The organism is Streptomyces sp. NPDC007856 (assembly GCF_042868225.1).
In the GTDB taxonomy this organism is placed as follows: domain Bacteria; phylum Actinomycetota; class Actinomycetes; order Streptomycetales; family Streptomycetaceae; genus Streptomyces.
On the sequence record NZ_JBIAEC010000009.1, the window covers coordinates 248,411 to 270,136 of the forward strand.

A 21,726-nucleotide genomic window follows, 5' to 3' on the forward strand; every position below is an offset into this window, starting at 1 on the left:
AGGTTCCTTGACTCCTTGTACGTGAGCGGGTGTTCGGACTCAGCCCTTGCTGACCATCGAGCGGAGGAAGAAGCGCAGGTTCGCCGGCTTCTCCGCGAGACGGCGCATGAAGTAGCCGTACCAGTCGGTGCCGTAGGCGGTGTAGACGCGCATGCGGTGGCCCTCGGCGGCCAGGCGCAGGTGCTCGTCGCCGCGGATGCCGTACAGCATCTGGAACTCGTACTCGTCGAGCTTGCGGCCGGCCTTGTGGGCCAGCTCCTGGGCGATGGCGATCAGGCGCGGGTCGTGCGACCCGATCATCGGGTATCCCTCGCCCTCCATCAGGATCCGCAGGACACGGACGTACGCCTTGTCGATCTCGTGCTTCTGCTGGTAGGCGACCTCGGCGGGCTCCTTGTAGGCGCCCTTGACCAGGCGGACGCGGCTGCCGGCGGCGGCGAGGCGGCGGGCGTCGGCCTCGGTGCGGAAGAGGTAGGCCTGGATGACACAGCCGGTCTGCGGGAAGTCCTTCCGCAGCTCCTCGTGGATGGCGAACATCGAGTCGAGGGTGGTGTGGTCCTCGGCGTCCAGCGTCACGGTGGTACCGATGGCGGCGGCGGCCTCGACGACCGGCCGGACGTTGGCGAGCGCCAGCTCGTGCCCGCCGTCCAGCGCCTGCCCGAACATGGACAGCTTGACCGACATCTCGACCTTCTCGCCGAGCTGCAGCTCCTTGAGGCGGTCGATCAGCAGCAGGTAGGCGTCCCGGGCGGCGGTGGCCTGCTCGGGGGTGGTGATGTCCTCGCCGACGACGTCCATCGTCAGCTCCAGGCCCTTGGCCGTCAGGTCCTTGATGATCGGCACGATGTCGTCGACGGTCTCGCCGGGGATGAAGCGGTCGACGACCTGCTTGGTCACCGGGGCCGCCGAGATCAGGCGTCGCATCCGGCCGCTGCGCGACGCGGCGAGAATCACGGGACCCAGCACGGGGCACCTCCACAGACAAGCATCAAATAGGCCATTACCCGACGCTTCGGGTACGGCACGGAGAACCACCGTGAAACCTAAGGATCTCTCCGATCGTGAGCCATCGACAGCTGTCACGCATCCGTGCACCGGATCTCAGACAGATGTATGAAGGCCACCGGAAAATGAGGGAGAATGCCCGAGTGGCGGCGGATTTCAAGGCGTTCAAGGGCGACTACCAGGAGCTGGTGGACGAGATCTCGGAGCTGCTCGGGGTCCCGGCGACCCTGGAGAACCGCGACTTCGAGCTGATCGCCTTCGGGGCGTACGACAGCGACGACGAGCTGGATCCCTCCGCACTGGACCCGGTGCGCACCCGCTCGATCCTGACCCGGCGCTCCACGGCCACGGTCCGCGCGTGGTTCGAGGGCTTCGGCATCACCCGCGCGACCGGCCCGGTACGGATCCCGCGGAGCCCGGAGGCGGGCGTCTACCGCGGCCGGATCTGCCTGCCGGTACGCCACCGGGGTGTCGTCCTCGGCTACGTCTGGCTTCTGGAAGGCGACCCCGGGCCGACGGACGCCCAGCTGGCCGCCGCGATGGAGGTGGCCGGCCGGATCGGCGCGCTGCTCGCGGACGAGGCGGAGGCCGGGGCCGGGCTGAGCCGGGAGCTGCGGGCGGTGCTCACCGCCGAGCGCGGCTGGCAGCAGGACATGGCGGTGGCCGAACTGCGCACCGCCCTCGGCCCCCGCGCCGACGGCCCGTTCACCCTCGTCTGCGTGGCCCCCTGGCCGTCACCGGACCCGGACGACGCCCCCGCCGCCCGCACCATCCCCCACGCCACCGCCCTGTGCACCCTCCCCTGGGGCCCCTCGGAACAGAGCCTCGCGCTGCTGGTACGGCTACGGACCACGGAGGTGAGCACACCGGCCCTTACGGCGGCTGGGCGGTTGCTCAGGGAGGCGGAGGGGGCGCTTGGAGGGACAGTTGGTGGTGCGGGCGGTCGCGGCACGGCGGGTGGTGGCGGGGCGGCTCCTGGCGCATCGGGGAACGCGGCGCGCGGGGCCGGGGCGCGGGCGGCCGCGGCGGCCGCGGCGGGCTTCGCCGGAGCGGCGGCCCGGGTGGCTGCGGGTGCCGGATGCGCGGCCGGGGTCGGTGATGCCCGTAACGGACTCGCCGAGCTGGGCACGGTCTGGCAGGAGGCCACCGCAGCCGCGCGGGCCGCGCTGGCCGAGCCGCGGTTCGGGCCGGTCGCGGAGTGGGCGCGGATCGGGCCGTACCGGCTGCTGACCGCGCTGCCGCCGCAGGCCGCGCACGATCCCGTGGTCGGCCCACTCCTCGCCCCCGCCCACCGGGAACTGGCCCGCACCGCCGAGGTCTACCTGGACTGCGCGGGCCAGGCCGCCCGCGCGGCAGCCGAACTGGGCATCCACCGCCAGACCCTGTACTACCGCCTCTCCCGGGTGGAGCAGCTGACGGGCCTGGACCTGGACGACGGCGAGGACCGCCTGCTTCTGCACATGGCGCTGAAGCGGGCGCGGATGGGCGGCAGACCCTAGCTCTCGGCCTACGCGATCTCAGCCCCGCCCGGCCCAGCCTCTCATCGAGTCTCCGCGCCCGCCGCCGCCATGATCCGCCGTAGCCCCGCCGTCAGTTGCTCGGCGGTGGTTGCCGAGGACGGGTCGAAGAGCCACTGGACCATGAGGCCGTTGAGAAGGGTCTGGTAGAGACGGCCCTCGGTGTCCACCGCCTCCGGGTCGACGTCGGACTCCGGGATGCCGCTGAACATCGCCACCAGACCGGAGCGACCCCCCTTCTGGGCCTCGGCCAGGAGCTTGCGCACCTCCTCCAGCCGCTCGTCCTGGAACATCAGCTCGAAACTCAGCATCCAGATCGCCCGTGACTCGGGCACCGTGCGGATGATGCTCGTCCACACCTCCTGGAAGCGCGCCAGCGAACCGGGAGGCTCGGTGACCGTCCCGCCGAGCCCCGGGTCGAACCGCTCCCCCACGCCCTCGATCAGCGAGACGTACGCCTGCACCAGCAGCTCGGCCTTCGACCCGTAGTGGTAGCCGATGGACGCCAGGTTGGTGCCCGACTCCTTGACGATGTCCCGCGCCGTCGTGCGCAGGAACCCCTTCTCCAGCAGGCAGCGCTTGGCGCCTTCGAGCAGATCTTCACGGTGTCCCATGCCCACCAACCCTACCGCCGATCCATACGGACGTCCTAGACAGATGAATTATACATTCGTCCTATACAAACGTTTAAGACGCCCGTACAGTCACTGTCATGACGAACTCGACGAGCACCACCTCCTCCGCCGGCGCCGAAAGCGCCGCCCCCGCCCGCGCCGGGCGCCGCGAGTGGACCGCTCTCGGCGTGCTGATGCTGCCGCTGCTGCTGGTCTCGATGGACGTCTCGGTCCTGTACTTCGCGACCCCCGCGATCGCCGCGGACCTGCACCCGAGCGGCACCCAGCAGCTGTGGATCTTCGACGTCTACGGCTTCGTCCTGGCCGGCCTGCTGATGACGATGGGCTCCCTCGGCGACCGCATCGGCCGCCGCAAGCTCCTGTTGACGGGCGCCGCCGCCTTCGGCACCGCCTCGCTCCTCGCGGCCTACGCGAACAGCGCCGAGACCCTGATCGCGGCCCGCGCTGTCCTCGGCATCGGCGGTGCGACCCTGATGCCGTCGACGATGGCGCTGCTGCGCACGATGTTCACCGACCCCGGCCAGCGGGCGAAGGCGATCGGGCTCTGGTCCGGCGTCATGACCGGCGGTATCGCGCTCGGTTCGGTGATGAGCGGCATCCTGGTCGAGCACTTCTGGTGGGGCTCGGTCTTCCTGGTCAACCTGCCCGCGATGGCGCTGCTGCTGCTTCTCGGCCCGGTGCTGCTGCCGGAGTCGAAGGACCCGAACCCGGGCCGTTTCGACTGGCTGAGCGTCCCGCTGTCGATGGCCGCCGTGCTCCCCGTGATCTACGGCCTGAAGGAGATCCCCTCCGAGGGCTGGCACCCGCTCTACGTCGTCTCCGTCATCGTCGGCCTGCTCTTCGCGGCTCTCTTCGTCCGCCGGCAGCGCACGAACGCCTCCCCGCTGATCCCGCCGGCCCTGCTGAAGGGCCACGGCTTCACCCCGGCACTGGTCCTCAACCTCGTCGCCGCCCTCGCCATGATGGGCTCGGCCATCTTCACCACGCAGTACCTGCAGTCGGTCCTCGGCAAGAGCCCGCTGTCGGCGGCCCTGTGGAGCCTGTTGCCCTCGGTGTTCATCGGGTTCGCCGGTCCGGTCACCGCACAGCTCGTCCAGCGGGGCGTCAACCGGGGCTACGTCGTCGCGGGCGGCTTCGCGGGCATGGCGGCCGGCTTCTCGATGCTCGCTCTCGTCGGCACCGACTCGCTGTGGCTGGCGCTCGCCGGGGCCGGCGTCCTCGCCTGCGGGATGGTCGCGATCGTCTCGCAGCTGACCGACCTGGCCATGAGCGGCGCCCCGGTGGAGCGGGCGGGCACGGCCTCCTCCCTGCTGGAGACCAGCGCCGAGTTCGGCGGCGCGCTCGGCATGGCGGTCCTCGGCTCGATCGGTACGGCGGTCTACCGCCACGAGATGCCGGCCACCGCCCCGGCCGGGGCCCGCGAGACCCTGGGCGACGCCCTCGCCACGGCCGCCCACCTGCCCGGCGCCGCCGGTCGGTCCCTGCTCGCCACGGCCCGCGAGGCCTTCACCACCGGGATGCAGGGCGCGGCGATCGCCGGGGCGGTGATCCTGATGCTGGCGGCGGTGGGAGCGGCCCTGTCCCTGCGGAGGATCGAGGTGCGGGACGACTCGTAGGACAGCGCGGAAAAACGCCGGGCGGGCTGACGAAAGTCAGCCCGCCCGGCGTTTGTCGATGTGTCAGACGAGGTTCACGGTGTCGATGCGTCAGACGAGGTTCACGGAGCGGGCGGACGTCGCACCGATCTCCGAGGCCACCTCGGCCAGCACACCGGAGGCCACCGTGTCGTCGACGGTGAGCACGGCCAGCGCCTCGCCGCCGGCGACGGCACGCGCGACCTGCATGCCGGCGATGTTGATGCCCGCCTCACCGAGGATGCGGCCGACGGTGCCGACGACACCGGGACGGTCCTCGTAGCGCAGGACGACCATGTGGTCGGCGAGGGCGAGGTCGACGTCGTAGTCGCCGACCGCGACGATCTTCTGGACGTGCTTCGGGCCGGCCAGCGTGCCGGAGACCGACACCTCCTCGCCGTTCGCGAGCGTGCCGCGCACGGTGACGACGTTGCGGTGCTCGGCCGACTCGGAGCTGGTGGTCAGCCGTACCTCGACGCCACGCTCCTGGGCGAACAGCGGCGCGTTGACGTACGACACCGTCTCGTCGACGACGTCCTCGAAGACGCCCTTGAGCGCGGACAGCTCAAGGACCTTCACGTCGTGCTGGGTGATCTCGCCGTAGACCTCGACGTCGAGGCGGTGCGCGACCTCACCGGCGAGGGCGGTGAAGATCCGGCCGAGGCGCTCGGCGAGCGGCAGGCCCGGCTTGACGTCCTCGGCGATGACACCGCCCTGGACGTTGACCGCGTCCGGCACCAGCTCACCGGCGAGGGCGAGGCGGACGGACTTCGCGACCGCGATGCCCGCCTTCTCCTGGGCCTCGTCGGTGGAGGCGCCGAGGTGCGGGGTGCACACGACCTGGTCCAGCTCGAACAGCGGGGAGTCGGTGCAGGGCTCCTTGGCGTACACGTCGAGGCCCGCGCCGGCGACCCGGCCCTCCTTCAGCGCCGAGTAGAGCGCCGCCTCGTCCACGATGCCGCCGCGCGCGGCGTTGACGATGCGCACGCTCGGCTTGACCTTGCGCAGCGCCTCGTCGCCGATGAGGCCGAGGGTCTCGGGGGTCTTGGGCAGGTGGACGGTGATGAAGTCGGAGACCTCCAGCAGCTCGTCCAGGGAGAGCACCTTGACGCCCATCTGCGCGGCGCGGGCGGGCTGGACGTAGGGGTCGTAGGCGACGACCTTCATGCCGAAGGCGGACATGCGCTGAGCGACCAGGGCGCCGATGCGGCCGAGGCCGACGACACCGAGGGTCTTCTCGGCCAGCTCGACGCCCGTGTACTTGCTGCGCTTCCACTCGCCGTTCTTCAGCGCGGCGTTGGCCTGCGGGATGTTGCGGGCGGAGGCGAGGATCAGACCGCAGGCCAGCTCGGCGGCGGTCACGATGTTGGAGGTCGGGGCGTTGACGACCATCACGCCGGCCTTGGTGGCGGCGGAGACGTCGACGTTGTCCAGGCCGACGCCGGCGCGGGCCACGACCTTGAGCTTCTTCGCCGAGGCGATCGCCTCGGCGTCGACCTTGGTGGCGGAGCGGATCAGGATCGCGTCGACGTCGGCGATGGCGGGGAGCAGTTCGGCTCGGTCGGCTCCGTTGGTGTGCCGGATCTCGAAGTCCGGGCCGAGCGCGTCCACGGTCGCGGGCGAAAGCTCTTCAGCGATGAGTACGACGGGTTTCGAGCTCACGTGAGGTCCTCACAAGTCCAGAGCATGCGGACGGCCGTCCCGACGGCCGCAGGCGGAGGAGGGGGGCTAGCCGCGGAAGACGCACGACGCTGTGGGCCTGACGCGTGTTGTGTGCAGCAGTCTAGTGGCGTGGCGCAGGGCGTCTTGCGCCTCCACGGAAGGATCACCCGTCCGGGGCTGGACGGCGTGGACAACAGATGGAAGACGGGGGCCGGAGCAGCATGCCCCGGCCCCCTGACGTGAGGCTTACGCCTCCTCGTTCACCCAGCTCATCAGCTTGCGCAGCTGCTTGCCCGTGGTCTCCAGCAGGTGCTCGGCGTCCTGCTGCTTGTACTCGTTGTACTTCTTCAGGCCGCCGTGGTACTCGTCCATCCACTGCTGGGCGAAGGACCCGTCCTGGATCTCGGCGAGGACCTTCTTCATCTCGGCCTTGGTGGCGTCGGTGATGATGCGCGGGCCCGTGACGTAGTCGCCCCACTCGGCGGTCTCGGAGATGGACCAGCGCATCTTCTCCAGGCCGCCCTCGTACATGAGGTCCACGATCAGCTTCAGCTCGTGCAGGCACTCGAAGTAGGCGATCTCCGGCTGGTAGCCGGCCTCGGTCAGGGTCTCGAAGCCCGCCTTGACCAGCGCGGCCGTACCACCGCAGAGGACGGCCTGCTCGCCGAACAGGTCGGTCTCGGTCTCCTCGGTGAAGGTCGTCTTGATCACGCCGGCCCGGGTGCCGCCGATGCCCTTGGCGTACGACAGGGCGAGCGCGAAGGCGCCTCCGGAGGCGTCCTGCTCGACGGCCGCGATGCACGGAACGCCGCGGCCCTCCTCGTACTGACGGCGCACCAGGTGGCCCGGGCCCTTCGGGGCGACCATGCAGACGTCCACGCCGGCCGGGGGCTTGATGAAGCCGAAGCGGATGTTGAAGCCATGGCCGAAGAACAGCGCGTCGCCGTCCTTCAGGTTCGGGGCGATGGACTCCTCGTAGACCTGGGCCTGGATCGGGTCCGGGACCAGGATCATGATGACGTCGGCCTCGGCGGCGGCCTCGGAGGGCGTCACCACGCGCAGGCCCTGCTCCTCGGCCTTGGCCTTGGACTTGGAGCCCTCGTGCAGACCGACGCGGACGTCGACACCGGAGTCACGCAGCGACAGCGCGTGGGCGTGGCCCTGGCTGCCGTAGCCGATGACCGCGACCTTGCGGCCCTGGATGATGGACAGGTCGGCGTCAGCGTCGTAGAACAGCTCGGCCACTTTGGGTTCTCTCCTTGGTGTGCAGGTTGTGCGTCCCACCGTATGCCGGTGAGGGGAAGGGAAGTTTCGGGATCTCGGCATCCGGGCGGACGGCGTGTCGCCGGCCGCCCGGTTTCAGCCGTACTTCAGCTTTACGCGGATCGGTCGAGGGCGCGCAGCGAGCGGTCGGTGATCGAACGGGCGCCGCGGCCGATCGCGATCGTGCCGGACTGCACCAGCTCCTTGATGCCGAACGGCTCCAGCATCTTGAGCATGGCGGACAGCTTCTCGCTGGATCCGGTGGCCTCGATGGTGACGGCCTCCGGGGAGACGTCCACGGTCTTGGCGCGGAACAGCTGGACGATCTCGACGATCTGGGAGCGGGTCTCGTTGTCGGCGCGGACCTTCACCAGGACGAGTTCGCGCTGCACGGCCTGACCGGGCTCCAGCTCCACGATCTTCAGCACATTGACGAGCTTGTTGAGCTGCTTGGTCACCTGCTCCAGCGGCAGGTCCTCGACGCCCACCACGATGGTGATGCGGGAGATGTCGGGGTGCTCGGTGACGCCCACCGCGAGCGAGTCGATGTTGAAGCCGCGGCGGGAGAACAGGGCGGCGATCCGGGCGAGGATGCCCGGCGTGTTCTCCACCAGGACGGAGAGCGTGTGCTTGGACATGATCTTTTTACGTCTCTCTCGCTCAGTCGTCTTCGTTGTCGCCGAAGTCGGGGCGGACGTCCCGGGCGGCCATGATCTCGTCGTTGGAGGTGCCGGCGGCGACCATCGGCCACACCATCGCGTCCTCGTGGACGATGAAGTCGATGACGACGGGGCGGTCGTTGATGGAGTTCGCCTCCTGGATGACCTTGTCCAGGTCCTCCGGGCGCTCGCAGCGCAGGCCCACGCAGCCCATCGCCTCGGACAGCTTCACGAAGTCCGGCACGCGCGTGCCCTTGGCCTCCGGGTTGATGTCGTCGGGGCCGCTGTGCAGCACGGTGTTGGAGTAGCGCTGGTTGTAGAACAGGGTCTGCCACTGGCGGACCATTCCGAGGGCGCCGTTGTTGATGATGGCGACCTTGATCGGGATGTTGTTCAGGGCGCAGGTGGTCAGTTCCTGATTGGTCATCTGGAAGCAGCCGTCGCCGTCGATCGCCCAGACCGTGCGGTCCGGCTGTCCGGCCTTGGCGCCCATGGCGGCCGGGACCGCGTAGCCCATGGTTCCGGCGCCGCCGGAGTTCAGCCAGGTGGCGGGCTTGTCGTACTGGATGAAGTGCGCGGCCCACATCTGGTGTTGGCCGACGCCGGCGGCGAAGATCGTGTCCTCGGGCGCGAGTTGGCCGATGCGCTCGATGACCTGCTGCGGGGAGAGCGAGCCGTCCTCGGGCTGGTCGTAGCCGAGCGGGTAGGTGTCGCGCCAGCGGCTGAGGTCGCTCCACCAGGCGGTGTAGTCGCCCTTGTGGCCCTCGCTGTGCTCCTTCTGCACGGCCTGGACCAGGTCGGCGATGACCTCGCGGGCGTCACCGACGATCGGCACGTCCGCGGCGCGGTTCTTGCCGATCTCGGCCGGGTCGATGTCGGCGTGGACGATCTTGGCGTACGGCGCGAAGCTGTCCAGCCTGCCGGTGACGCGGTCGTCGAAGCGGGCGCCGAGGGCGACGATCAGGTCGGCCTTCTGCAGCGCGGTGACGGCGGTGACCGCACCGTGCATGCCCGGCATTCCCACGTGCAGCGGGTGGCTGTCGGGGAACGCGCCGAGCGCCATCAGGGTGGTGGTGACGGGCGCTCCGGTGAGTTCGGCGAGGACCTTCAGCTCGGCGGTGGCGTTCGCCTTGATGACGCCGCCGCCGACATAGAGGACGGGCCTCTTGGCGGAGGTGATCAGCTTGGCCGCCTCGCGGATCTGCTTGGCGTGCGGCTTGGTCACCGGGCGGTAGCCGGGCAGGTCCATGGTGGGCGGCCAGGAGAAGACGGTCTTCGCCTGGAGGGCGTCCTTGGCGATGTCGACCAGGACCGGGCCGGGGCGGCCGGTGGAGGCGATGTGGAACGCCTGCGCGATGATCCGCGGGATGTCCTCGGCCTTGGTGACGAGGAAGTTGTGCTTGGTGATCGGCATGGTGATGCCGACGATGTCCGCCTCCTGGAAGGCGTCGGTGCCGATCGCCTTCGAGGCGACCTGGCCGGTGATCGCGACCAGCGGGACGGAGTCCATGTGGGCGTCGGCGATCGGCGTGACCAGGTTGGTCGCCCCCGGGCCCGAGGTCGCCATGCAGACGCCGACCTTGCCGGTGGCCTGCGCATAGCCGGTGGCCGCGTGGCCGGCGCCCTGCTCGTGGCGGACCAGCACATGACGGACCCGCGTCGAGTCCATCAGGGGGTCGTACGCCGGCAGGATCGCGCCGCCGGGAATGCCGAATACCGTGTCAGCGCCGACCTCCTCGAGGGAGCGGATGAGGGACTGCGCACCCGTGACGTGCTCGACGGGGGCGGACTGCTGTCCTCCGGATCGGGGCCGCGGCTGCGGATGGGCCCCGGTGGCCTGCTCGGTCATCGGCATTCTCTTCTCGATGCTGAGGGTTTTTGCGAGGTTTGTACGGAGTTCACGCGCTGCACGAAAGGCACTCGTGCAACAAAAAACCCCTCGTGCCGCAAGGCAAGCGAGGGGAGCGCGCCGGTGAGGTCGCTGGGGTTGCCGGATCGTCCTCCGGTGGGTCCCAGCTCAGCCGACGCGCTGTCCAAGTACGAGAATTCGGGTGCGCATGGCACTGACCCTCCCCCTGACGCGCACCACGTGTCAAGTGGGTGGGACGGGAGTCTCAGAATGTGAACGAAGGGCACTGCCGCCTCCGAGGACAGCTGTAACACCCCCTGTGTACACCCCGGAGCGCCCCTTCGGCTCGCTCACACCTTTCCATGGCGCGTTCACCTCCGGGGCGCTCCAGTCGGTGTCGAGCCCGCGAACGCCGGCTCGGCCGGTGCGCGCGGCACCGGGTAGTGGCCGGATCCGAGCACCCGGCGCAGCCGGTACTCGTCCAGCGGCCCCCCGAACGCCATGCCCTGCCCGTGCGTGCAGCCCATCGCGCGCAGCGCGACGACCTGCTCCGGCAGGTCCACGCCCTCGGCCACGGACTGCAGCCCGAGATCCCCGGCGATCCGCAGCAGACCGCTGGTGATCTTGTGCAGCCGCGCGGACTCCACGACGCCCTCGACCAGACTGCGGTCGAGTTTCAGGACGTCGACCGGGAGCCTTCTGAGCGCCGTGATGGCCGCGTAGCCGCTGCCGAAGCCGTCCAGCGCGATCCGCACCCCGAGCCGGCTGAGCGCGGTCAGCCGCCGCTCCAGGTCGTCCAGGCACACCCGCGGATCGGTGTCGGACAGCTCCAGGAGCAGCGCGCCGGGCGGCAGCCCGTGCCGGGTCAGCAGCGCCTCCACGGAGCCGAGCGGAATCGAGCGGTCCAGCAAGCGCCGGGCGCTCATCCGGACGGCCACCGGTACGACGGTCCCGGTCGCAGCCCGCTCGGCGGCCTGCTCGACGGCCGCCTGCAGGATCCAGCGGTCCAGCTCGGCGGTCTTGTCGCCGCCCTCGGTCACCCGCAGGAACTCGGCGGGGGTGAACAGCACCCCCTGCGAGGAGCGCCAGCGCGCCTGCGCCGACACCGCCGTGATCCGGCCGCCCTCCAGGCACACCACCGGCTGGTGCAGCAGGGCGAACTCGCCGTCGTGCAGTGCGGCACGCAGCCGGGTGGCCAGCTCCGCCTTGCGTACGACGTCCTGCTGCATCTGCGGCCTGTACAGCTCGACCCGGCCCTTTCCGGCCGCTTTCGCGCGGTACATCGCGAGGTCGGCGTTGCGCAGCAGCTCGCCCGCGCTGAGGCCCGGTTCGGCGAAGGCGACGCCGATGGAGGCGTTGACCCTGACGTCGCTGCCGTCGATGGCGTACGGCTGGGAGAGGGTCACCCTGAGGCGGTCGGCGAGCTCCAGGATGTTCCGCTCCCGGGCGGCACGCTCCCGGGTGCCGTCCCCGGTGATCAGGGCCGCGAACTCGTCGCCGCCCAGCCGGGACGCGGTGTCCCCCTGCCGGACCGCGTCCTGGAGTCTGCGGGCGGCCTGGACGAGCAGCTCGTCCCCGGCCTGGTGCCCGATCGTGTCGTTGACGGCCTTGAAGCCGTCCAGGTCGATGAAGAGCACGGCCGTGCCCCACAGGGCGGCGCCCCGGTCGGTGGCGCGGCGGCCGGACAGGGCCTGCTGCACGCGCCGTGTGAACAGCGCGCGGTTGGGCAGGTCGGTCAGCGGGTCGTGCTCGGCGTTGTGCTGCAGTTGCGCCTGCAGGCGGACGCGCTCGGTGACGTCCCGGCTGTTGAAGATCAGGCCGCCGTGGTGGCGGTTGACGGTCGACTCGACGTTGAGCCAGCCGCCGTCGCCGGACCGGAAGCGGCACTCGATGCGGGTGGTGGGTTCCTCCAGGGGGCTGGCGGCGAGGAAGCGGCGCACTTCATGCACCACGCACCCCAGGTCCTCCGGGTGGATGAGGCCGGCCAGTTCGGTCCCCACCAGTTCCTCGGCGGAGCGGCCGTAGACCCCGGCGGCGGCCGGGGAGACGTAGCGCAGGACGCCGTTGGGCGCGGCGATCATGATCACGTCGCTGGAGCCCTGCACCAGGGAGCGGAAGTGGTTCTCCTTCTGCGCCAGTTCCTGGGTCAGGGTGATGTTGTCCAGCAGCATGATGCCCTGCCGGATGACGAGGGCGAGCACGACGGCGCCCGCGGTGATCAGCACGACATGGTCGGGTCGGCGCCCGTTGAGGACGTTGTACAGGATGCCCAGGGTGCACACGGCGGCGGCGAGGTACGGGGTGAGGGCGGCGAGGGAGCCGGTGAGCGGCCGGCCGGCCGGATACCGGCTGTGATCACCTCCCGGGGCGGGCTCGGACACGTGGTGGTGGCCGGTGCCGCGCTCTCCGGGCACGTGCTCGTGGACCACGCGCGTGTGCCCGTCCGGTACGCGCGCCTCCGCCGCGCCCCTGCGGCGGGGTGCGGCCCACGGGGCGTAGGCGAGCAGCAGCGAACCGGCGAACCAGCCGGCGTCCAGCAGCTGTCCGGAGCGGTAACTGCTGTGCAGCAGCGGCGAGGTGAACAGCGCGTCGCACATCACGGTCAGCGCGAGCGCGCCGATCGCCGTGTTCACCGCGGTGCGGTTGCCCGGGGTGCCGCGGAAGTGCAGCGCGAGCACCATGCTGACGAGCACGATGTCGAGCAGCGGGTACGCCAGCGACAGCGCGGTGTGCGCCACGCTCGGTCCGTCGAACCGGGCCGCCTGGGCGAGTGCCAGGCTCCAGGACAGCGTGAGCAGCGAGCCGCCGATCAGCCAGGCGTCCAGCGCCAGGCAGATCCAGCCGGCCCTGGTCACCGGCCGCTTGGCGAGCACCAGCAGGCCCACGATGGCCGGCGGGGCGAAGCACAGGAAGAACAGGTCCGCGTAGGAGGGGCTGGGCACCGGCCGGCCGAGGACGACCTCGTACCAGCCCCAGACCGCGTTGCCGAGGGCCGCCATCGCGGAGGAGAGGGCGAACAGCAGCCAGGCCGAGCGGAAACGGACGCGCCGGTTGCGGGCGTACAGGAAGCACGAGACCGATGCGGTGCCCGCCGCGGCGCTCAGCCCGAAGTCGCCCATGATCAGTGCCACTTCGTCCGTACCCCAGTCGAACGCGGCCCCGACGGCGTAGGCCGCGCAGACCAGGGCGAGAACGAGTTGCTCCTTCGTGCGCGCGCGTTCACCGGCGGCCGGCCGCCGGGGCAGCGGCGCCTGCTGCGGATGCGAGGCGCGCACGGCCGCGTCGAAGGCGGTCGTCACCGAGGGCGGCGCGCTCACCGGGGCCTCCCGGTGAGCGCCGCTCCCGGGTACCGACGGTCCCGGTGTGCTGGGTGCGCATGCCTCCTGCGGCCGCTGTGCCTGCGCTGCTGATGGCTGTGGTGGCTGGTGTGGTGGCCGCGTCTGCGCGCGGTCGTGCGCCAGGGCCGCCGTCGGCGGCTCCGCCGCGTCGGATCGCTCGTCCATAGGCCGTGCATCGCCCGTCGCCCCCCTCACAAATCTGAAATGTCCATCCCCGGCGCCGAACGGTAGGCGGCGCAGCCCCTGTCCGGGACGATACACCAGGTTCGTCACTCAGGGACATAGGTTCTCTACGCTCCGTGACGACCAGCGGGGATGCGGGTACGGGCCGCATCCGAGGGGTTGCGGAGGGTGCCGAAACCGGGGTTACGCGCCCGTCGTCAGGATCACGTTGCGCAGGGGCTCGTGGTTCACGAACCGGGTCAACTGGTCGGCGAGCAGCCGCTTGGCTCGCGGCAGGAAGGCGGAGCTGGGTCCGCCCACATGCGGGGTGATGAGCACACCGGGGGCCTGCCAGAGCGGGTGTCCGGCCGGCAGCGGCTCGGGATCGGTGACGTCCAGGGCGGCGGTGACACGGCCGCTCTCCAGCTCCGCGAGCAGCGCCTTCGTGTCGACGACGGGACCGCGCGCCACGTTCACGAGCAGCGCTCCGTCCTTCATCCGGGCGAGGAACTCGGTGTCGACCAGCCCCCGCGTCTCCTCCGTCAAGGGCGTGGAAAGGATCACGACGTCGGCGTGTGGAAGCAAAGAAGGCAATTCGGTGAACGGATGCACCGGACCGCGCGCCGTGGTGCGCTCAGAGCGCGCGACGCGCGCCACCCGCGCGACCTCAAAGGGCGCGAGCCGGTCCTCGATGGCGGCGCCGATGGAGCCGTAGCCGACGATGAGGACGGACTTGTCGGCGAGGGCCGGGTGGAAGGCGCTCTGCCAGCGCCCGTGCTCCTGGGCCCGGACGAAGCCGGGGATGCCGCGCAGGGAGGCGAGGGTCAGGGCGAGCGCGAGTTCGGCGGTGCTCGCCTCGTGCACACCGCGCGCGTTGCACAGCCGGACGCCCGGCCGGATCGCGGACAGCCGCGACATGACGTCGTCGACTCCTGCGGTGAGGGTCTGGATCACCTGGACGTTGGTGAGCCGCTCCAGCGGACGCACCCTGACCGGCCACGGCTTCATGTACGGCACCACGTACAGGACGCAGTCCGCAGGGTCGCCGGGAAAGGGCTGGTCACCGTCCTCGCCCCCGTCCCAGAACAGGTACCGGGGCCCCTCGGGCAGCCCCTCGATCTCGTCCGGCGCCATGGGAAGCCACACGTCAGCACTCATGCCATGGAGGCTATGTCAGGTACGCGCGCGTGCAGAGGTTAGGTTGGGGTCCGGGCAGAGGGAGGTTCACGAGCAGGTGGAGCGCAGGACGATCGGCGCGGGGGCACTCGCGGTGGGGGCCGTCGGACTCGGGTGCATGCCGATGAGCTGGGCGTACAGCGGGTCGCGGCAGCGGGGCGAAGAATCGCTCAGGACCGTGCACCGGGCGCTGGACCTGGGCTCGACCCTCCTGGACACGGCGGACATGTACGGCCCGTTCACCAATGAGCTGCTGCTGGGCCGGGTGCTGAAGGAGCGGCGCGCGGACGCCTTCGTGTCCACGAAGGTGGGGCTGCTGGTGGGTGAGCAGCACATCGTGGCCAATGGCCGCCCCGGGTATGTGAAGCGGGCCTGTGACGCCTCCCTGCGCCGCCTGCAGACGGACGTGATCGACCTCTACCAGCTGCACCGCGCCGACCCCGAGGTGCCTGTCGAGGAGACCTGGGGCGCGATGGCCGAGCTGGTGCGGGCCGGCAAGGTGCGGGCACTGGGCCTGTGCGCGGTGGGCGCGCGCGGCGGCCGCCGCTCCGGGGCGGGGCTGCACGACGGTACGTTGCGCCAGTTGCAGCGGGTGCAGCAGGTCTTCCCGGTGGCCGCGGTGGAGGCGGAGCTGTCGGTGTGGTCGCCGGAGGCGCTCCGGGCGCTGCTGCCGTGGTGCGAGGCGCGGGGCGTGGGTCTCCTCGCGGCGATGCCGCTGGGCAACGGCTTCCTGACCGGCACGTTGACCCCAGGCGAGGGCTTCGAACCGGACGACCTGCGGGCCCGCCACCCCCGTTTCACGGCGGAGATGATGGCGGCCAACCAGCCGATCGTCGCGGGCCTGCGCCGCATCGCCCGCCGCCACGGCGAGCACGTCACACCGGCCCAGGTGGCCCTGGCCTGGGTCCTGGCACAGGGCCGCCATGTGATCGCCCTGCCGGGCGCGAAGCAGGAACGCTGGGCCATGGAGAACGCGGCGGCGGTCGACCTGCGCCTGACCGAGGAGGACCTCGCGGAGATGGCACGGCTGCCGGCGGCTCAGGGGTCCTGGGACTGAGGGCCTCCCGGGATCGGTGGTGCCGGGGCGGGAACCCGGGTGGGCGGTGTATGAGAACTTGCACCTGGTGCTGGACCACCGCCTCGAAGGGACCGTGATCGTGCAAGGACGAGCTGTGCCGGCCGTGTTCGCCGTGGCCGCCCTCCTGCTGACCGCCGGCTGCTCCTCGGGCGGAGGGGGACCCCTGGTCGGCCCTCCGGGGAGGACGACGGCCACCGGTACGGCACCGGGCACGGCCCCCTCCGGCCGCGGCACCGAGCCGGTGCCGCCGGCCAAGGGCTCGGTGAGGGTGCTGCGCACCGTGGCCGAAGGCCTGAAGACACCATGGGGGCTGGCCCCGCTGCCCGACGGCGGCCTGCTGCTCTCCTCCCGGGACGACGGCACGATCATCCGGATCGACGAGAAGACGGGCCGCAGGACCGAGCTGGGCACGGTCTCCGGGGTCGCCCCGGCTGGCGAGGGCGGTCTGCTGGGCGTCGCCCTCTCCCCCGCCTACACCTCGGACCACATGATCTACGCCTACTTCACCTCGGCCTCGGACAACCGCATCGTCCGCATGCGGTACGACGAGCGGAAGCCGCCCGGTGAGCAACTGGACGCTCCGGACACAGTGTTCAAGGGCATACCCAAGGGCGTCGTGCACAACGGCGGCCGGATCGCGTTCGGTCCGGACGGCATGCTGTACGCGGGCACCGGCGACAGCGGCGAGCGGGGTCTGGCCCAGGACAGGCGGTCCCTGGGCGGCAAGATCCTGCGCCTGACCCCGGAGGGCGAACCGGCCCCGGGCAACCCGTTCCCCGGCTCCCCGGTGTACTCCTACGGCCACCGCAACGTCCAGGGCCTGGCCTGGGACGACAGACAGCGCCTGTTCGCCTCGGAGTTCGGCCAGGACACCTGGGACGAGCTGAACGCGATCAAGCCGGGCGCGAACTACGGCTGGCCGAAGGCCGAGGGCAGGTCCTCCGACACCGCCTTCCAGAACCCCGTTGCCCAGTGGCACCCCGACGAGGCCTCCCCCAGCGGCATCGCCTGTGTCAAGGGCGTGATCTGGATGGCGGGCCTGAGGGGCCGGCGCCTGTGGCGCATCCCGCTCAAGGGCACGGAGGCCGCGGCGGCACCGCAGGCCTTCCTCACCGGAGAGTACGGTCGGCTGCGCACGGTGGTCGCGGCAGGCGGCGACAGGGCATGGCTGGTGACGAGCAACACGGACGGCCGCGGCCGTCCGAAGAAAGGGGACGACCGGGTGCTGGAGGCGGAGGTGAGGTAGCGCTCGCCGGACGGTTCACGCGGATCCGGGTCTCTCCTCCGGGCTCTCCTGCGGCTCCTTCTCCGCCCGTGACGGCTGCGGCAGCCGTATGACCGCCTTCCCGGAGGACAGGTCTATCGGGCCCCGTCCGGGGTCGTTGTCGCCGACGTCCTCGCGGGTCAGCTCCAGGCGGTTCTGTTCGTCCCGGCTGTGCTTGCGGCCGGGTGCGAACAGTTCCTCGAAGGCGTTGAACACGGCCCCTCCCCGCTTTCTCCCCCTTGCGGCTCTTCTCCAGCGTATGTCTCAGCCCGCGCCTCCGGCAGTGAGCGTCTCGGCCGGGAACAGCCCCAGCCGGTGCGCCACCGCCGCCGCCTCGCCCCGGCCGGAGACACCGAGCTTGCTCAGGATGTTGGAGACGTGGACGCTCGCGGTCTTCGGGGATATGAACAGCTCCTCGGCGATCTGCCGGTTGGTGCGGCCGGCCGAGACCAGGCGCAGGACGTCCCGCTCCCGGCTGGTCAGGCCGAGGGCCGCGGCCGGGTCGGCGGAGGCGAGGACCTGCCGGGGCGCGCGGGTCAGGGTGAGGCGGGCGCGCTGGGCGAGGCGGGCGACGGCGTCGGCGAGGGGGCGGGCGTCGAGGTGGGCGGCGACGGCGGCCGTCAGCCGGAGCAGTTCCACCGCGCGGTCGCGTTCGTCGTCGCCGCCGCCGGCCAGGAGCGCCCCGGCGAGGCGGTGGCGGACCCGGGCGAGCTCATAGGGACGGTCCAGGCACTCGAAGGCCGTGACGACCGGCGACCAGTCGTCGGCGGTGTCCTCGCCCTCCGCGCGGCGCAGCTCGGCGCGGGTCCAGTGGTCGTAGGCCTGCCAGAGCGGGGCGCCGGTGGCGAGGTGCCGTACGGCCTCGCCGAGGCGGTCGAGGATCTCGGCGCGGCCCGGCTCGGCGGCGGGCAGGGTCCGGGCCTCGGCCTCCGCGGTGGCGGCCGCCCGCAGCAGCGGCCAGCCGTAGCGGTGGGTGCCGGGCGGGAAGCCGTCGTCCAGGGCCCGCAGCAGTTCGGCGCGGGTGTCGGCGATACGGCCCTCCTCGGCGGCGACGCCCAGGGCGACCCGGGCCAGGGGCAGGACGTGCTGGGGCATGGGGTCGTGGGTGCCGTAGTGGGCGCGGGCGGCGGCGAGTTGCCGGCCGGCTTCGGCGAGGTCGCCCCGGGCCAGGGCGAGGTGTGCCAGGTGCACGGCGCCCGTGCCACGGGTTTTGGCGCTGTGCCCGGCCCGGGTCGCGTGGGTGGCGGCCTCGGCGGCCTCCGCCCAGTCGCCGAGCGAGTACAGGGCCGCGGCCAGGTTGCCGCGTATCCAGGACTCGGAGTCCAGCAGCCCCTGGGCGCGGGCGAAGGCGATGCCCTCGCGCAGGAGGCGGACCGCCTCCCGGTCGCGGCCGATGCCCTGCAGCTGGGAGGGAATGTTGACGTAGGCGCGGCCCGCGACCTGGTGCACGCCTTCGGCGAGGGTGTCCCGCAGCACCTGCCGCATCCGAGCCAGTCCTCGCTCCGTGTCGCCGGAGTCCAACTCCAGGCAGCCCAGGGTGAGCCGGGCGTGCAGTTCGATGTCGCGGGCGCCGACCATGCGCGCGTACTCCACGGCACGCTCGGCGGCGGCGAAGGCGTCGGGTCCGGGCCGGTGCAGCATGGACCAGTTGGCGGCGAGGGCCAGCACCTCGGCGTGCACCTCGGACGGCGGCAGGCCCCGCACCAGGTCCTGGGCGGTGGCCAGTTCCTGCCAGCCGTCGCCACGGGCCTGGGCCTGGATCAGCCGGGAGCGCTGCACCCAGAACCATGCGGCGCGCAGGGGGTCCGGGTCGTCCTCCAGGAGGCGCAGGGCCCGCTTGGTGATCTTCAGCGCGCGTTCGCGTTCTCCCCCGAACCGGCCCGCGACGGCGGCCTCGGCCATCAGGTCGAGATAGCGCAGCGGGGCGGTGGCCGGGTCACAGCCGCAGGGCGGGTAGACCTCGGTGTAGTCCACCGGGCGCAGGGCCGAGCGCACCTCCTCCGGGACGCCGTCCCACAGCTCCATCGCCCGCTCCAGCAGGCCGAGTTGCTCGGTGTAGGCGTGCCGGCGGCGGGCCACGACGGAGGCGTCCAGGACGGCGGGCAGGGCCTTGGCGGGGTCGTGCGCGTGGTACCAGTAGCTGGCCAGGCGCATCACGCGGGCGTCGGCCGGGACGAGCGTGGGATCGGCCTCAAGCGCCTCTGCGTAGCGGCGGTTGAGCCGGGAGCGTTCGCCGGGCAGCAGGTCGTCGGCGACGGCCTCGCGTACCAGGGAGTGCCGGAAGCGGTAGCCGTCGCCGGCCGGGGTGACGGTGAGGATGTTGGCGCCGACGGCGGCCCGCAGTGCCTCGATGAGGTCGTCCTCGCCGAGCTGGGCGACGGCGGCGATCAGCCGGTACTCGACGGTGGAGCCGCCCTCGGCGACGATCCGGGCGACCCGTTGGGCTCTCTCGGGCAGCGCCTCGACGCGGACGAGTAGCAGGTCGCGCAGGGAGTCGGTGAGGCCGGTGCAGCAGCCGTCACAGGCGGCGGCGGCCAGTTCCTCGACGAAGAAGGCGTTGCCGTCGGAGCGTTCGAAGATCTCGTCGACCTGTGCGGGGTCGGGTTCGGCGGCGAGGATGCCGGCGATCTGACGGCCCACCTCCTCGCGGGTGAAGCGGGCGAGTTCGATGCGGCGGACGGTGCGCAGCCGGTCGAGTTCGGCGAGCAGGGGGCGCAGTGGATGGCGACGGTGGATGTCGTCGGAGCGGTAGCTGGCGAGGACGAGGAGCCTGCCTGCGCGCAGGGTCCGGAAGAGGTAGGCGAGGAGGTGGCGGGTGGAGGCGTCGGCCCAGTGCAGGTCCTCCAGGACGAGCACGACCGGGTGCTCCGCGGCGACCCGTTCCAGCAGCCGGGCGGTGAGTTCGAACAGGCGGGCCATGCCCTGCTCGTCGTGGCGGCCGGCGCCGGCCTCGCCCAGGTCGGGCAGGAGCCGGGCCAGTTCCTCCTCCTGCCCGTGGGCTGCGGCGGCGAACTCCTCGGGCAGGGCGTCGCGCAGGGCGCGCAGCGCTGCCGAGAAGGGCGCGAACGGCAGCCCGTCCGCGCCGATCTCCACACAGCCGCCGACGGCGACGACCGCGTGCGGCCCGGCGGCCGCGGCGAACTCCTCTACAAGGCGGGTCTTGCCGACCCCGGCCTCGCCGCCGAGCAGCAGCGCCTGGGGCTCGCCGGCGCGGGCGCGGGCGAGCGCGTCGTTCAAGGTGTCCAGCTCGTCGGTGCGGCCGACGAACACGGGACTTACGGACCTGGTCTCCACGGGCCCGAGCATCGCATGAGGCCCGGACGGCAGGGCAGCGGTTTTCCACAGATTCGGTGCGATCGTCGTACCGGCGATCGGAAGGGGTGTGGAAACAGACGGAAGGGTCGTACGACTGGGGTGGACAGTCGTACGACCCTGGTCCGGCAGGTGCGGAAGGCGGCCGACCCCCGTACGGCCGCCATCCGCTCCGGGCCCCTGCGTCGGTCCGGTGTTCACGCGGTGCGCGGGATCCGGTGCCGGCGGGGCCGGTCGGTATGGGACTCGGCGACCGCGCTGTCACGGCCGACGGACCCCTCGCGGCGGGCGGCGCGCCGGGCCCGGGCGGCCTCGCGGGCCAGGCGCTGCTGCTCGGCCTCGAGGATCAGCTGGGCGGAGCGCATCTTGTGGTACTCGATCTCGATCATGACGTGTCCTTCGAGGAGAGCCGGTGTCGTGCGTCGCGTTCTGCGATGCCTCCACCTTCGCCTCCCAGGGGGGTGCGCCACATCGGGAGAGTTCCGCATCTTCGGGCGGCGTACGGGCCCCACGCGCGCGTAAGGGGCCTTAGGGAGTCCGTGAGGTGCTCTCGGATTCCCTAAGGCCCCTGGGGCCTGTGGGTTCTCAGCCGGTCGAGGGCAGGGCGAGCAGGGCGTCGGAGTACTTCAGGACGGCCAGCAGCAGACCGATGACACCGAGCGAGACGCCGGCCCACGCGACCGACTTGATCCAGGGCGCCTGCGGGCGGCCCGGGGTGCCGAAGGCGGGCCGGGCGAGCACGACGACACCGGTGAGCAGGGCGGCCAGCGCGAACAGGCCGGCCCACAGGGCGGTGCTGTGCCAGGCGTTGCCGTAGACCGCCTTGATCTGGGTGGCGACGCTCGCGGTGGAGGAGGTGCGCAGCTGACCGACGAGCTGCTCGCGGGCGCCCGCGACGGTGCCGATCCAGCCGCCGCTGAGCGAGACGAAGCCCAGCGCGGCGGAGACGACGGCACCGGCGCCCTGACCGACCCCGGAGGGCACCTTCTCCTGCGCGGGTTCCTGTTCCCCGGACTCCTCCTCGACGGCGTCCGCCTTCCCGGAGTGCTCCTCAAGAGCCTCCGCCCGCGCGGTGTCCTTCTCGGTGATGGCGGCCTCCACCGCCGTGTCGTCGCCCTGCGCCTCGGTGCCGGCCGTGGCGCCTTCCTCTGTCTTCGTAGCCATGCCCGGCA

At 71.6% G+C, this 21,726-nt stretch carries 15 protein-coding genes and 1 pseudogene; 4 read left to right on the forward strand and 12 right to left on the reverse strand.

Translation table 11 applies throughout. The features are described 5' to 3' along the window. Positions 1-39: 39 nt before the first annotated feature. The gene (locus ACFYOH_RS22765) at positions 40-966 is read right to left on the reverse strand and encodes a proline dehydrogenase family protein (protein ID WP_388628202.1); all 927 of its coding nucleotides are present in this window, start codon (positions 964-966) and stop codon (positions 40-42) included. A 164-nt stretch (positions 967-1,130) separates the two neighbouring features. Between ACFYOH_RS22765 and ACFYOH_RS22770 the strand changes: the two genes are divergently transcribed. Then, positions 1,131-2,504: a PucR family transcriptional regulator gene (locus ACFYOH_RS22770; protein WP_388628205.1), complete on the forward strand. Its 1,374-nt coding sequence runs from the start codon at positions 1,131-1,133 to the stop codon at positions 2,502-2,504. Positions 2,505-2,545: 41 nt separating this feature from the next. On the opposite strand, the gene ACFYOH_RS22775 is transcribed toward ACFYOH_RS22770, so the two are convergent. Next, a complete protein-coding gene (locus ACFYOH_RS22775) occupies positions 2,546-3,136 on the reverse strand; it encodes a TetR/AcrR family transcriptional regulator (RefSeq protein ID WP_388628208.1) in 591 nt (196 codons plus the stop codon). Positions 3,137-3,234: 98 nt separating this feature from the next. On the opposite strand from ACFYOH_RS22775, the gene ACFYOH_RS22780 reads away from it, so the two are divergent. Further along, positions 3,235-4,773 carry an MFS transporter gene (locus ACFYOH_RS22780; RefSeq protein WP_388628210.1) on the forward strand — a complete coding sequence of 513 codons (1,539 nt, stop codon included), beginning with the start codon at positions 3,235-3,237 and terminating at the stop codon, positions 4,771-4,773. Positions 4,774-4,863: 90 nt separating this feature from the next. Here the strand turns inward: ACFYOH_RS22780 and serA are convergent, their stop codons facing one another. The 6 genes and pseudogenes from serA to ACFYOH_RS22810 form a co-directional block, all read right to left on the reverse strand. After that, positions 4,864-6,453, reverse strand: a complete 1,590-nt coding sequence (gene serA / locus ACFYOH_RS22785) for a phosphoglycerate dehydrogenase (protein ID WP_388628213.1) — start codon at positions 6,451-6,453, stop codon at positions 4,864-4,866. A gap of 246 nt (positions 6,454-6,699) precedes the next feature. Continuing rightward, complete coding sequence (gene ilvC / locus ACFYOH_RS22790) at positions 6,700-7,698, reverse strand: ketol-acid reductoisomerase (RefSeq protein WP_388628216.1); 999 nt, start codon at positions 7,696-7,698, stop codon at positions 6,700-6,702. Between the two features lie 131 nt (positions 7,699-7,829). Next, positions 7,830-8,354: an acetolactate synthase small subunit gene (gene ilvN, locus ACFYOH_RS22795; protein WP_055708145.1), complete on the reverse strand. Its 525-nt coding sequence runs from the start codon at positions 8,352-8,354 to the stop codon at positions 7,830-7,832. A 22-nt stretch (positions 8,355-8,376) separates the two neighbouring features. After that, positions 8,377-10,224 carry an acetolactate synthase large subunit gene (locus ACFYOH_RS22800; RefSeq protein ID WP_388628219.1) on the reverse strand — a complete coding sequence of 616 codons (1,848 nt, stop codon included), beginning with the start codon at positions 10,222-10,224 and terminating at the stop codon, positions 8,377-8,379. A 243-nt stretch (positions 10,225-10,467) separates the two neighbouring features. Then, positions 10,468-13,541, reverse strand: a pseudogene (locus tag ACFYOH_RS22805) (putative bifunctional diguanylate cyclase/phosphodiesterase). A 387-nt stretch (positions 13,542-13,928) separates the two neighbouring features. Then, a complete protein-coding gene (locus tag ACFYOH_RS22810) occupies positions 13,929-14,882 on the reverse strand; it encodes a 2-hydroxyacid dehydrogenase (protein WP_388628222.1) in 954 nt (317 codons plus the stop codon). A 76-nt stretch (positions 14,883-14,958) separates the two neighbouring features. Here ACFYOH_RS22810 and ACFYOH_RS22815 point away from each other — a divergent pair, with 76 nt between their 5' ends. Both ACFYOH_RS22815 and ACFYOH_RS22820 read left to right on the forward strand, forming a co-directional pair. Further along, complete coding sequence (locus ACFYOH_RS22815) at positions 14,959-15,957, forward strand: aldo/keto reductase (protein WP_388628225.1); 999 nt, start codon at positions 14,959-14,961, stop codon at positions 15,955-15,957. A gap of 115 nt (positions 15,958-16,072) precedes the next feature. Continuing rightward, positions 16,073-17,224, forward strand: a complete 1,152-nt coding sequence (locus ACFYOH_RS22820; RefSeq protein ID WP_388628459.1) for a PQQ-dependent sugar dehydrogenase — start codon at positions 16,073-16,075, stop codon at positions 17,222-17,224. A 15-nt stretch (positions 17,225-17,239) separates the two neighbouring features. On the opposite strand, the gene ACFYOH_RS22825 is transcribed toward ACFYOH_RS22820, so the two are convergent. The 4 genes from ACFYOH_RS22825 to ACFYOH_RS22840 all read right to left on the reverse strand — a co-directional run bounded on the left by ACFYOH_RS22825 (position 17,240) and on the right by ACFYOH_RS22840 (position 21,718). Then, positions 17,240-17,458 carry a DUF6191 domain-containing protein gene (locus ACFYOH_RS22825; RefSeq protein ID WP_388628228.1) on the reverse strand — a complete coding sequence of 73 codons (219 nt, stop codon included), beginning with the start codon at positions 17,456-17,458 and terminating at the stop codon, positions 17,240-17,242. Between the two features lie 48 nt (positions 17,459-17,506). Beyond that, complete coding sequence (locus tag ACFYOH_RS22830; protein ID WP_388628230.1) at positions 17,507-20,548, reverse strand: AAA family ATPase; 3,042 nt, start codon at positions 20,546-20,548, stop codon at positions 17,507-17,509. Between the two features lie 203 nt (positions 20,549-20,751). After that, on the reverse strand, positions 20,752-20,943 hold the full coding sequence (locus ACFYOH_RS22835; protein WP_388628233.1) for a hypothetical protein: 192 nt from the start codon (positions 20,941-20,943) through the stop codon (positions 20,752-20,754). A gap of 196 nt (positions 20,944-21,139) precedes the next feature. Further along, complete coding sequence (locus ACFYOH_RS22840) at positions 21,140-21,718, reverse strand: hypothetical protein (RefSeq protein ID WP_388628236.1); 579 nt, start codon at positions 21,716-21,718, stop codon at positions 21,140-21,142. Positions 21,719-21,726 lie beyond the last annotated feature (8 nt).